Annotated in this window: 12 protein-coding genes; 5 read left to right on the top strand and 7 right to left on the bottom strand. The window is 47.4% G+C overall.

Going from position 1 to position 12,613, the window contains the following annotated elements:
- Positions 1-4: 4 nt before the first annotated feature.
- Complete coding sequence (locus tag BM412_RS09580; RefSeq protein ID WP_091216819.1) at positions 5-973, bottom strand: ABC transporter permease; 969 nt, start codon at positions 971-973, stop codon at positions 5-7.
- 302 nt (positions 974-1,275) lie between these two features.
- On the opposite strand from BM412_RS09580, the gene BM412_RS09575 reads away from it, so the two are divergent.
- Both BM412_RS09575 and BM412_RS09570 read left to right on the top strand, forming a co-directional pair.
- Positions 1,276-2,874, top strand: coding sequence for a response regulator (locus BM412_RS09575; RefSeq protein ID WP_091216818.1), 1,599 nt, complete (start codon positions 1,276-1,278; stop codon positions 2,872-2,874).
- Positions 2,871-4,616, top strand: coding sequence for a sensor histidine kinase (locus BM412_RS09570; protein WP_091216815.1), 1,746 nt, complete (start codon positions 2,871-2,873; stop codon positions 4,614-4,616). The genes BM412_RS09575 and BM412_RS09570 overlap by 4 nt, the downstream gene beginning before the upstream one ends.
- A 146-nt stretch (positions 4,617-4,762) precedes the next feature.
- Here the strand turns inward: BM412_RS09570 and hxlB are convergent, their stop codons facing one another.
- The 4 genes from hxlB to BM412_RS09550 all read right to left on the bottom strand — a co-directional run bounded on the left by hxlB (position 4,763) and on the right by BM412_RS09550 (position 7,226).
- The gene (gene hxlB / locus BM412_RS09565) at positions 4,763-5,320 is read right to left on the bottom strand and encodes a 6-phospho-3-hexuloisomerase (protein WP_091216812.1); all 558 of its coding nucleotides are present in this window, start codon (positions 5,318-5,320) and stop codon (positions 4,763-4,765) included.
- A gap of 5 nt (positions 5,321-5,325) precedes the next feature.
- Positions 5,326-5,958 (bottom strand): 3-hexulose-6-phosphate synthase, encoded by a 633-nt coding sequence (gene hxlA / locus BM412_RS09560; RefSeq protein ID WP_091216809.1) that lies wholly within the window; start codon positions 5,956-5,958, stop codon positions 5,326-5,328.
- Between the two features lie 182 nt (positions 5,959-6,140).
- Positions 6,141-6,521 carry a winged helix-turn-helix transcriptional regulator gene (locus BM412_RS09555; RefSeq protein ID WP_091216807.1) on the bottom strand — a complete coding sequence of 127 codons (381 nt, stop codon included), beginning with the start codon at positions 6,519-6,521 and terminating at the stop codon, positions 6,141-6,143.
- A 120-nt stretch (positions 6,522-6,641) separates the two neighbouring features.
- Positions 6,642-7,226, bottom strand: coding sequence for a YdeI/OmpD-associated family protein (locus tag BM412_RS09550; RefSeq protein WP_091216804.1), 585 nt, complete (start codon positions 7,224-7,226; stop codon positions 6,642-6,644).
- A 195-nt stretch (positions 7,227-7,421) separates the two neighbouring features.
- Between BM412_RS09550 and BM412_RS09545 the strand changes: the two genes are divergently transcribed.
- The 3 genes from BM412_RS09545 to BM412_RS09535 all read left to right on the top strand — a co-directional run bounded on the left by BM412_RS09545 (position 7,422) and on the right by BM412_RS09535 (position 9,601).
- Positions 7,422-8,210, top strand: a complete 789-nt coding sequence (locus BM412_RS09545) for a class I SAM-dependent methyltransferase (protein WP_143111584.1) — start codon at positions 7,422-7,424, stop codon at positions 8,208-8,210.
- Between the two features lie 27 nt (positions 8,211-8,237).
- Positions 8,238-9,164 carry a hypothetical protein gene (locus BM412_RS09540; RefSeq protein ID WP_091216798.1) on the top strand — a complete coding sequence of 309 codons (927 nt, stop codon included), beginning with the start codon at positions 8,238-8,240 and terminating at the stop codon, positions 9,162-9,164.
- A gap of 203 nt (positions 9,165-9,367) precedes the next feature.
- Positions 9,368-9,601 carry an NHLP leader peptide family RiPP precursor gene (locus tag BM412_RS09535; RefSeq protein ID WP_091216796.1) on the top strand — a complete coding sequence of 78 codons (234 nt, stop codon included), beginning with the start codon at positions 9,368-9,370 and terminating at the stop codon, positions 9,599-9,601.
- A 49-nt stretch (positions 9,602-9,650) separates the two neighbouring features.
- On the opposite strand, the gene BM412_RS09530 is transcribed toward BM412_RS09535, so the two are convergent.
- Both BM412_RS09530 and BM412_RS09525 read right to left on the bottom strand, forming a co-directional pair.
- Positions 9,651-11,570, bottom strand: a complete 1,920-nt coding sequence (locus tag BM412_RS09530; RefSeq protein WP_091216793.1) for a sensor histidine kinase — start codon at positions 11,568-11,570, stop codon at positions 9,651-9,653.
- A gap of 236 nt (positions 11,571-11,806) precedes the next feature.
- Positions 11,807-12,475, bottom strand: coding sequence for a DNA alkylation repair protein (locus tag BM412_RS09525; protein ID WP_091216790.1), 669 nt, complete (start codon positions 12,473-12,475; stop codon positions 11,807-11,809).
- Positions 12,476-12,613 lie beyond the last annotated feature (138 nt).

Genomic DNA, 12,613 nt, shown 5'->3' with positions numbered 1-12,613 from the left:
ACGTTTAAAACAGATGTGTTTGCCCCATTTTTTTAGAAATATGGTTTACAGTTATCACCAGAACAAAAGCGATGACGGATTTAAACATACTTACGGCAGCTGCATAGGAGAACATGCCATTCTGAATGCCGTAACGGAACGCATAAGTATCAATGACATCGGAATAGGATCTGTTCAGTGAATTACCCAGTAAAAAATATTGATCGAATCCGGTATTCATCAAGTTGCCAATGTTCAAAATCAACAGAATAATAATCGTAGGCCGCAGCATCGGCAGCAGAACGTGCCAGATTTGCTTCAATCGATTGGCGCCGTCCACTTTCGCGGCTTCGAATAACTCCGTTGGAATGGCCGCAATGGCTGCCAGATACATGATGGAATTGTAGCCCATGTCTTTCCAGGCATTCGAAAGGGCGATAATGATCCAGAACATCTTGCCTTCCTGCATAAACAAAACGCCTTGTTCGACAACTCCGACTTTCATGAGCAGTTGATTGACAGGTCCTTCAGCGGACAACAATGTAATCACGATACTCGCGGCGACGACCCATGAGATAAAGAATGGCAAATAGGAGGCTGTTTGTACCGTCCGTTTAAACCAGTTTATCCTTACTTCATTCAGCGTTATCGCAATAAAAATGGGAAGAACAAACCCTATGGACAGCGTTAGCACGCTTGAAACCAAAGTATTGCGCATCACTCGCCCAAAATCTTGCCCCGAAAAGAAGTATTCAAACCACTGAAATCCCACGAAGTCCGCTTTAAAAAGCGAGCCCCAGAAATCCCCTAACGTTGGCTTATAATCTACGAATGCCATAAACAAACCAACCATGGGAGCATAAGCAAACAGTGCCGCCCATATCACTCCCGGGATGAGAAGCAAATAAACATATCGCTGACGAACCATTTTTTTAATCGTAGGACTTTTAAGAAACGGTATTTTCTCGTTGCTTTTATCCACCTCGAATTCCATTCTCCCGCCTCCTCGTGTCCAATTTATGTTTATGAATTCATCATAGGGAATCTTGAATTGTATGGCTATATCACGATGTTCCGATTTCTATCGCAAAAAAACTAACTTTCGCAATATCAAGCATTTGGGCGGAAAATATGGATTTAAGTGTAAAAATACACAAAAAACGCAGACAAAATCAGGGATCCGGCAAACGGAATCCATTCCATTGACAATGCCTACATCGAAACTTATACTCTGTTCTAAGTAAGGGTTTTTAAGAGATTACACCCTATTGTTCCTGCTAAACTATATCTAACGACATGCGCGGAGGGTCTATGTACACTATTATTTTAGTCGATGACGAACGGCTTACCTTGAACGCCCTTGCCCATTATATCGATTGGGAACAAATGTCCTGCCGTGTCGTTGCCACTGCCAGCAACGGAAGAGATGCAATGAAACAAATAGAAGCCCTGCAACCTGATATTCTCATTACCGACGTTAAAATGCCCGTCATGGACGGCATTGAGCTCTGTAAGCAAGTTCATACTCGCTTTCCTAACATTCAAATTGTTTTTCTAAGCGGATACAATGAATTTGATTATGCTTGTGCCGCGCTGCAACATGGTGCATGCGGTTATTTGCTGAAGCCGATTGACCACGAAGAACTGGCTGCCACGATGAGGACGGTTCGTCAACGTTGCGAGCAGCAGAAAAACCGGCTCAATTCCGCCTTATTGACATCGGGAGAATACCTGCGCGAACTTCTTCAAATCGGGGGTAATCTGCTCTCCGGCTTAGCGGAAGAAGTGACAACCGTATACAACCACCATTTGCATCTTCCTGCGGATAACAAAACATTTTACTTCGTGTTTATCAGTATTGACGAATATGCTCTGTTGGCAGAGAACCCGCTTGCATTCGACGCGCCTTCCGGCGATTTTTCCACTGTGGAACGATTGGAATTTTCTATCGCCGGATTGCCCAGCTTTTCTCCCGGCATACTGACCAAGCTGCGCGATGGCCAATGGATATTCATCACGAAGGAAGCCGATAGCAATGCGTTAACGCATTGGCGGAATCAGACCGCGAATGCGGGGCGCTCTATATCTCTGTTCCTGACGGACAACCCGCAATCGCTGCTCTCCTTTACAAAACAATGGCCAAAGATGCTGCAAATGCGCAATCAAATGGTTGCGATTCACGGCACCGGACTTGTCGACAAATATGTGGAAAACAGGCAAGTTTTATGGCGCAAGGATCCATTCCCCAGAACGGAGCACTTGATTGCCGCCGTGCAACAAAACCGCAGGGACCAAGTTGAAGAATGGCTCCATGACTTTTACGATGGCGGTCTGCCGCCGGGAAATATCAGTCAAGTTTTTGTAGAAAGCGTTTCCGTTTTTGATACGGTACGGTCCGCAGTTGCGGCTAATAACCGTCATTTGCAAGACATAATCGAAAAAGATTCCCCTTTTTTCGGGCGCCTTTCCCTGATGGAAAGCATGCAGTCCATGAAGACGCACATGCGGCAAATCCTGAGCATCATGATGGACGAGCTGGAAGCATCTCCTGTCGATCGACATATCGAAATTGTCAACGAAGTATGCCAAATCATACAAAATAATTATGGACAGGTTATTTCGATTGATATGCTGGCTGAACTCATCTTTCTTTCACCCAACTATCTCCGAACGATATTCAAAGATGTTACCGGAAAAACGGTAATCGAATATGTCACTCAGATCCGCATGGACCATGCTTGCCTCATGCTGCAGGAAACGAATATCAGAGTTCATGAGATTGCCAAACGGGTCGGCTATGAAAGTCCTTCCTATTTCGGCTCTATCTTTTTCAAACGCACGGGGCTTACCCCTAACCAATACCGTACGCATGCGAAAAAGGGACTACGAACATGAAAACATTGAAAAAGCTGTTCAACAATTCGACTTTGCTGCAGAAACTGCTGCTCATGTTTCTTACCGTCACGATCACGCCTCTTATATTCATTACGGTTTTCTTCTATGACCGTACGGAGCAACGGCTGCTCGAATTGACTTATGAAAATATGTCTAGCAGCAACCAACAAATCAGCAGCAATGTAAACGCCCATTTAGATAATCTTCGCCAAATTTCATCTATGATTTATACGGATGAGACCTTACAAGCTTATCTTACGCAAACCTACACAAGCGACATTTCGATCCTCGAAGCATACCGATATATCGATGGACTTTTATACAGCTTGATGACTGCGAACAACAACCTTGCCAGCATCAACCTTTATGTAGACAATCAAACGCTTCCGGAGGATGGTCTGTTTCTCAAACATATCACGCATGAAAATCTACCGATTGAGTACCTCATTCAATTACAACAAACGTACGGCAACAATATATTCAGCAACGTCATTCAAGAAGACAAAAACGGGAAAAACGTCATCTATCTCGGGCGTATTCTCAACTTTAACGCGCAAAACCAATTTTACGGCATGGTGACGATCGGTCTCCATGAAGAATTACTCTACAAGTTAATCGAAAAAGAAGAGCAGAACAAAAGCGTCTACTTGCTCAATGAACACAATCAAATCATCTCCGCATCCGATAAATCGCTGTTAAACCTGTCATTCAGCGAAGCCATCGGCCCCGACTTGTCCGGCAACCAAGAAATCGTGACCATTAACGGACATCCCAATCTGCTGGTGTACAACACTATGCATGATGGTTGGAAAACCGTTTCTCTCACGCCGGTGGACGAAATCATGCGTTCATCTCGTCAAACAGCTATGCAAATTGTTGTCATTGCGCTCTTTTGTCTTGTCTTATCCGTCTTAATGATCATTGTCATTGCCAAATACCTTTCGCGCCGCCTGCGTAAATTAAACCGTCAAGCAGCTCAAGTAGAGCAAGGAAATTTCACTCTCTTGCTCACTGATTCCAGCAGGGATGAAATCGGTCAATTAAGCGCGGCTTTCAACAAGATGAGCACGCGTCTCAAAGACTTGATCGATAAGCTGTACGTCAAGGAAATTGCCAAGCGCGATGCGGAACTTTATGCCTTGCAAAGCCAGATCAATCCGCATTTTCTTTATAATACGCTGTCGGGTATTTCCTCTCTGGCCATCCAAAACGATGATATTGAAGTAAGCAAAATCGTCAACCATCTCGCAAAATTCTATCAAACCTCACTCAATATGGGGCATCAATATATTACGCTGGAAAAAGAAATCGCCCTTACCAAACACTATCTTGCAATCCAGCATATGCGCTTTGATGATAGCTTTATTGAACGCTGGGAAGTTGACGAAAGCTTGTCAACGTATGAAACATTAAAATTGTTGTTGCAGCCTTTTGTCGAAAACGCCATTAATCACGCCATATATGATGTTCATACAAGTCTGATAATCAACATCCGTGTTTACCGATCCATGCACGTTGGTGCTCCAGCGCTCTTGCTTGAAGTAGAAGACGACGGTTGCGGAATGTCTTCTGAACAAGTAGAAACCCTGTTATCCTCCGAATCGAAAGCAGGATATGGAATCAAAAACGTTCATGAACGCGTGCAACTTGCTTACGGACAAAACTACGGCGTAACCATTCATAGCCAAGCTGGATTGGGCACTAAAATTACCATCATGCTACCTTTGCAGCATGACGATTGAGCAGCGGCAAAGCCGACACTAACGTTTCATAAGCCAATGCAAAAACACCTCCAAGGTGACCTCCATATCTTTCGACACGGAATCATTTTCTTGAAGGTGTTTTGATTTGTCTCACATTTAACGGCATGAAATAAAGGCTGCTGAGGCTATTCCAGATTCGCGTGATTGTTGAACATGGCCGCGCCTTCGAGCGCCTTCTTATCCATCAGGTGCAGGATTATCGTATCGAGCAACAGCAGCAGCGATTGCTCGAACAAGCTGCCCATCGGCTGAGCGGTAAATGCCATGCCCGTCGAACCGTCTTTGGTCGCGGCCGGAACGATGACGCAGGCGGACGCCAGCTGGCCCAAGGTGGATTCCGGAACAACGGTCAGGACAGCGACCTCTGCTCCGAGACTCTTAGCCTTGGCGGCCATGGCCGCAAGCGTTCTCGTCTCGCCCGAACCGGAGCCAATCACGAGCAGATCGCCCGCGGCAATGCCCGGTGTAACGGACTCCCCTACAACGTGGGCACGAAAGCCCATATGCATCAATCGCATCGCGAACGCGCGCATCATTAATCCGGAGCGGCCAGCCCCTGCGACGAAAATCGCTCCCGCGTTTGCAACAGACTCCGCAAGAACCTCGATCTCTTCCGGCCGTACGAGATGCAATGTCCGCTCCAGTTCCAGCAGAATGGAAGATGCAGCAATATGCGTCTTCACAGGCGTTACCCTTGCTTGATCATTCGATGCATTTGGGCTGCGACCAGCTGCTTGTCGTCGGAGCCGGTAATTCCGCCTCCGACGATGACGAGATCCGGCTGCGCGCTGATTACCTCAGGCAGCGTTTGCAGCTTGATGCCGCCGGCGATCGCCGTTTTTGCCTGCTTCACCACGCGCTTGATCGTGGCCAGGTCCTCGAACGAATTTTTACCTGCTGCTTGGTGGTCGTAGCCGGAGTGGACGCAAATATAGTCGACGCCAAGGCTGTCGATCTCCTGCGCGCGGCCCGCGATATCTTTTACATTGATCATATCTACCATGATTTTCTTGTTCTGCTTGCGGGCTTCTTCGACTGCGCCTTTAATGGTCGTATCGTCCGATACGCCGAGTACCGTAATGATATCCGCGCCTGCTTCGGACGCTTTCATGACCTCATATCCCCCGGCGTCCATAATTTTCAGGTCAGCGAGTACTTTCAGCGACGGGAATTCGTCCTTAATCGCCTTTACGGCGTGAAGCCCTTCGTTGATGACGACAGGCGTGCCGATCTCCACGATGTCGATGTACGGCGCGACCTCTTTCACCACTTGCTTTGCCTCCGCGATGTTCACCAAATCCAATGCTAATTGCAGTTCCATGTATACCTCTCTCCTTTGATCCATTGTATTGACGGCAATGTTTCCATACTAAGTGGATACTGCTCAATAAGGAAGTACGCACTTTCAGGTAAGTCCGTATCCTCCAGGAAACTGTTCCGAACAAAAAAAACAGACCCCGCGTGGGATCTGCCTGATTGATACATAGCGATGAGAAGCAAAATTCACATGGATTCGGCAATCTTCGCGGTGTCTCTTCCGAGCACTTGCTGGCCGTAATTCATGCCCCATTCATACATCAGCTTCAGGATAGGGACTAAGCTCTCGCCGTAGGCGGTCAACTTATACTCGACCTTAGGCGGTACCACGGGGTAGACCGTTCGATCAATGAGCTTGTCTTCTTCCAATTCGCGGAGCTGGTTCGTCAATATTTTCTGCGTTATCGTGGGTATGAGCTTCTGGAGCTCGTTGAACCGTTTCGTGCCCTCAATGCCCAGATGCCAGAGTATGATGAGCTTCCACTTGCCGCCGATTAGTGCAAGCGTCAGTTCCTTCTCGCAGTTAATCTGGTCGATCTCGATTCGGGAACGGATATCCTTTGCCATTGCGAGGTGCCTCCCTGGAGATATCGTGTCTCAATAGATTAACGAATTGGCACGCATCTGTCTACGGATCCAAGGACCATTTTCTCAGTTGCCCGTTAGTTCAAAATCGATAGGGGCTGATTAGGGATATATTTTTTCACCTTTTTCAAGCATCGCTACAAACTGTTGAATTCGTTTCGCCCGGGTTTCTTGCTTCTTGGCATTATGGATTCTGAACAGGATTGCATATTTATTTTGGCTATTCAACGTATCATAGAATGCCTTCGCTTTGACACTACGCTCTAGTTCAATTGCGAAATCCTCAGGTATAGTAGCGATACTTTGCGATTCGTAGGCTTTATCCCATTGCCCATTCTTTTTGGCAACTTCAATCGCTTTGAACCCAGAGGGCTTCATTCTTCCACTTGTAATGAGAAGCTCTGCTTTGTCTTTATTTATTTTCGACCAGATGCTCTTAGCCCTACGCGGAGTAAATCGTTGAACCCACATTTTTTCATCAAACTTTTCCTTCTGGCTGTCAACCCATCCGTAACACAAGGCAATTTCAAGTGCCTCATCGTAGGATACGGTAACTGCACCGGAATTTTTTTTCGTAATTTGCAGCCGGATTCCCGGTGAAGTGTCATGATTGTTCTCAAGCCAATTCTCGAGAGATTGTTGTTCGCCAAAAAACATAACCGGTAATTCATTGGCCTTATGGATCACTTGAATCGCCTCCTACTTGCAGTGTACTTCAATATAGTTGACAGATACAGTCAGTGATAGTCTTGCCTTGCTTGAGCTATTGCTAATATTTCAATTATACGATTCCCTGCCTATTCGTTGGAATGAGATCAAGTTCTTGTCATTTGGCATTGTTCGACCGCATTCTACAACTTATACTTAATCTAATCAATCACATTGCCGATAAAGGAGCTGTTAACGCTGGGCATCGACGATTCTACCAAGTTGTTCAACGATATGCTTTCGCTGACCGTGCAGCTCTTCTTTGAGCGTGAGCGTTCGCTGGTCCTGCATGAGCCGCTTCAAGCCGCTTCGTCCGTACTTGATATCGGCTGTGGAAACGGTGCCTATTTGGAGGCTGTCAAACAGGACTACCCGCACTTGAAATGCATCGGTCTCGAAAAGGATGAACGCATTTACCGCTTTGCTGCGGAAAGAACCGCGCCGGGCCTGCAATTTGTTCAGGCTGATTATCGGGAGTGGACGCCACAGGCCAAGCCGTTCGATGTCGTCATCGCTAGACTGGTCGCCCTGCATCTCCCCGACTTCGGGCATTTTCTGACTTGGCTGGGAACCGTCACCCATGCCGATTCCTTGATCATCGTCATCGATTTGGACGACGACGCAACCGGTCCCTTGCCCGCCGACTGCCTGCCTCGATTCGAAACGTTATTCAGGGCTTCGCGCAAGCCGCTGCTGGATCGCATTCCGAAGCCGGTCGGCAAACAGCTGGCCGAATTAACCTCGGCTCTCGGCGGCTTACAAACGAAGCTGCAGCCATATCGCATCCTGGCTGAAGACGGCGAAACGAAGCGGTTGCTGCACCGCTACATGGAAACCGTGACCCGGATCATGCAAAGCAATCATTTGTCCGATGAGCGAAAGCAGGAATTGGACAAATGGCTTAGCGAAGAGTCCTTCTCCTATGGGGCTGGCATGTTCGCCTTATCGATTCAACGCATTTGATTACCAACCCGGGAGGACCAAGAAACGATGTCATGGAGATCCGATTACGAACAAGAACTTGTCTATGTGTTCCGGGAAGCGGAACGGCTGATCGATGCCTTTCCGGCACCTTTAAACGACAAAGGGCGCGATTATTTGCAAGCCTTCAACCCGCTGAATCCTTCCGGTACGAAGAACCATATCTGCTACTTGCTGCCGTATTGGATGCAGCCCATTACGGAGTTGGATTCACAGCGCTATCGCGATTTGTCGCTCGCTAACGTATTCGTCATGCTGTATTTTTTCATCCAGGACGATCTCATGGATACCGCCCCGTCCGATTGGAAAGAGCAGCTGGCCCTCGGCAATTTGTTCCATCTAAGCATGATGGACCTGTACCGCTCGTTGTTTGATAGCAGCTCCCCTTTTTGGAGCTATTATCGCGCTTACGTGACGGACTGGTCCATGGCGGTTGCCTATGAGAGTCCTTCCGTCAGCCTATCTCCGGCCAAGCTCGCGCAAAAGGCGGCACCCGTCAAATTGGCGAGTACCGGCGCCCTGCTACTCGCCGGTCGCCGCGAGCTTGAGCCCGCCGTTTCCGAGGCGGTCGATCTCGTATTGGCTACGCTGCAAATGTCTGACGATTGGTCCGATTGGGAAGAAGACTTCGACTTGCATAACGCCAACAGCTTGATTGGCATGATTGCCTCCGAGAAAGCGGCGTCCCCCTCCCTGATTACGAAAACCGATATCAGGAATGCCATCTACATCGACGGCGCCTTAAGCCGTTACTCGAAGCTAACGCAAGCGAATGGCGATGCTCTTACTAGACTGGAGCTTGCTCTCCCCCATTTGGCCGCGTTCCAATCTCATTTGGCTGACAAGCTGACAGAAGCGGGCGAGCAATTGAGCCAAACGAAGAAACAGCTTCTAGGCGGTGGATTTGCGTACTGGCTTTCGCACAATAAACGGTAATTAACATGCAATCTTTCCGATATCGGCCTACGAGTCATGGTAAGAAAGACATATGAAAGAAACGACTAAGGGAATCGCCCGCCCAGGGGGTTCCTTTTTTCGGTGCAAAAATTGTCGCATTCTAGCGATTAATAGTAGAATTGTCCCAATAATAGTGATAAGCTTTATATGGTAGTATATTCCTATTAAAGAGGTGCAGCCAGATGTCCGAACAAGAATTGCAGCAACAAATCATCGAGAAAGCATGGTCCGACGAATCTTTCAAAGCCCAATTGCTGGCAGACCCGAAAGCAGCGTTGAAAGAAGCCTTCAATCTGACTTTACCGGAAGACGTGGAACTGGTCGTCATCGAAGAAACGCCTTCCAAGCTCGCGCTCGTCATCCCTCAAAACCCGAGTGAAGTCGCAAAAACGGATAGCACACTCAGTACCTGGTAATGCTCGGCTTTTGCTACAGTGCAATATTTCCTGCAAAAAAACGCGAAGGTCATATAGAGACCTTCGCGTTTGTTTCTACATAGCGCGCGGCGGGGAAACGAATCATCGCTTCGGTGCCAACGCCCTTCTGACTTTTGAATTTGATTGTCCCCTGCATGACCTCGATGATCCTGAACGTCACCATGAGCCCAAGACCGGTCCCCTTAGTTTTGTTGGTGAAATACGGTTCCCCCAGCCTTTCGAGTATGCGCTCATCCATCCCGGCGCCGCTGTCCGCAATATGAATGACGACCTGTTCGCGCTCCTCGTATGCCCAAATCTTCACGACGCCGGAGCCTTCCAGCGCTTCGATACTATTCTTAATGATGTTAATCAATGCCTGCTTCAGCTTCGAGGAATTGCCCATGATCCGCAGCGATCGGGGCACGCTCATCTCCAAGTGGCCGCCCTGAAGGTTGGCCAGCGGGACGATAATGCCTTCCACGTGCTTGAATTCGTCTGCCAAATCCAATTCGTCGACTTGTTCCAGCTCCGGCTTCGCGAAGGTAAGAAAATCGGTAATGATCGTCGAAGCCCGATCAAGCTCGTCGATGGCAAGCTGGTAAAAGTTCTCGGTATTCGGCGCGATGTCGTGGCGTTTCTCGAGTATTTGCAGCACGCCGCGCGTGACCTGAAGCGGGTTGCGGACCTCGTGCGCAACCGAAGCCGCTAGTTGGCTGATAATCTCCATTTTCTCCGATCGCTGCATCTCGGAGTTGTAAATTTCCAAGTCCCGCGAGTAGGTAATGATTAATTTATGCTGGTAGGAGATTCGGCGTCCGAGCAGCACGATGAGCGATAACACGAAGGCGACCAGCCCCCATTTCCACCACGACAGGTCGTACGTCTTGGAAGATGCGTAGAATTTCAACAGTTCCGCCACGCTGACCGCTGCAAAGACAGCCAATCCGATAGAGAGGATAATCGAATCGATATTCCGATTCCACAGCTGCCTGACCAGAATGATGAGGATCAGGATAAATTGGGCCAGCATGATTATGCCGATGCACGTAACCGATACGAAAAAGTAATATTGCTGTAATGCGTAGCCAGATGCCCAGTTGACAGTCAATGCAATGCTACCAAAGATGGAATAGGCGATCTGGAATCGGCGGAAATGCTTGACTATGCCGCGATGGCCGCTTCCGAACAACTGCTCGAAAAAGATCATTAAGGACGGCAAGAACACGTACAAGGAAAGATCGAACATTCCTTGATAAAGGAAACCGTACTCTCCGTAGAAGGTATACAGGAACGGCGAGTATCCGAACAAGATCCCGCCTATCGGGAGAATGATAAAGCATAGCGCGAGCCAGCTCTTCAATTGATTCCGGTCGAGAAAAACCGTACATACGAGCATGACGAAGGCGACGAAGACAAAAGCGCTGCCCAAGATGATGTCGAGCAAATCGAATTTCGCGTACAAACGCAGGAGATCCTGGTAATCCGAGATGTTAATTCCGCGGCCGAGGCCCAGTCTGTCCGTTTGGCTTTCCAGATGCAGGACCAGCTCTTGACCGGAGTCGTGATTCTCAAGCGGAATCAAAACGCGGTTCAGATCGAACCAATACTTGCGTTCCGAACGAAAGACCTCTTCCCCGCCCAGAAAAGCGGTGATGTTCTGCGCATAAATCGAACGAAAGAACACCCCTTGGTTCATTCCGATTTCGGGAAGCTTAATCCGGATCCATGCGGACACCGCGTATTCCGGTTTGGATACTGCCGGCTCCGAAGCCTGGATGTCCTGCCACCCATCGGCTTTCAGCGCCTGATCGGGCGCCGCAAGCCGATCTGCTTCCGTCTCCCATTTGATCTGCCAGGATGAAATCGAAGAATCGGCCGAAGCCGGAGATGCTCCCGCGAGATTCGGTACGATCGGCAAGATACTCGCTATAATCAAAAAAATTCGGATGAATACGTTTAGCCTCATTCCTGCGGACACCTCGACCTATAGGTAAATTTAACCACTCCTATCTACTATAATTCGACTAAATTCCGAGGATTGCCTGCTTGAAATTCGACAAAAAATAAATATTTAACATTCTTTTTTCTCGCGAGGGACTATTTCACCCCAAAGAGGCCGCGCATGGCATGAAAAAAGCCGCGAATCGCGGCTTTTTTTGTCATACTGGACGATATTATACCTACTAAATTATTCAAAGGTAATTATTCATGAAGTCGTTTGTTTACTTCAATCGTAATGAACTCCGGTAAATAGCTTGGCGTACATCCTTTTGCTACTATTTCATCTTTGTAAAGACCCGTTTCCTCACCAAGTGTAATACACCGTGCACGATTCTTTTCATCATAAACGCCTATCCAGCCTGCGGTGAAATTCATAGCCCATTGAACTTCCGGTTCTTCCTGCGTAATAGTGGCTTCTAATGTTGATAGTAAGTCTTCGGTGTTATCAGGCGGTGTTTGTCCAGTCCATCTCAATCGGGCTTGATAATACCAGCAAGCTCGTCTTTGAAGAGCAGAAGGGCTATTTGCCCATGACTCCATTAATGCAATTGTCTTCTTGTCTTTGGTGAGCTGATTAGCCATTAACCAATCCATTAAGTGATTTCGCTCATCAAAAGTATGAGTCTGCATATCCTTATCAAGTTTATCTAGCACTTCTTGTGTTAGAAGTTTTTTATCCATAATTAAGATTGCTAATAGTCTGGGCAAAAACTTTTCGGTTGACCAAAGTTCCATAGCTAGTTCGTGATCTTTATTAATGTCCTTTGCGATTTTTCGTATGTTGCCCAGCTTAGTTTTACTGTTGATCTGAGGTAGAATGTTTTCTGCTTTTGAAGAACGTTTTGTTTCTGTACTTTTATTTTCATTCATTTTATACAGCTCCTTTATTAAAGCACTGTTAGATAAAATGTCCTTGTTGGGGATCTATCAAGAACTTAATTTCGTTAGAAGTCTTATTGCTGTGGTGTGCCTGCAAAGTTTACCTTTCTAATATTGTAACATATATGA

Origin of the sequence: Paenibacillus sp. BC26, from assembly GCF_900116125.1 — a bacterium.
GTDB classification, from domain to species: domain Bacteria; phylum Bacillota; class Bacilli; order Paenibacillales; family Paenibacillaceae; genus Paenibacillus_Z; species Paenibacillus_Z lignilyticus.
This window is presented reverse-complemented; position numbering and strand designations above follow the sequence as displayed.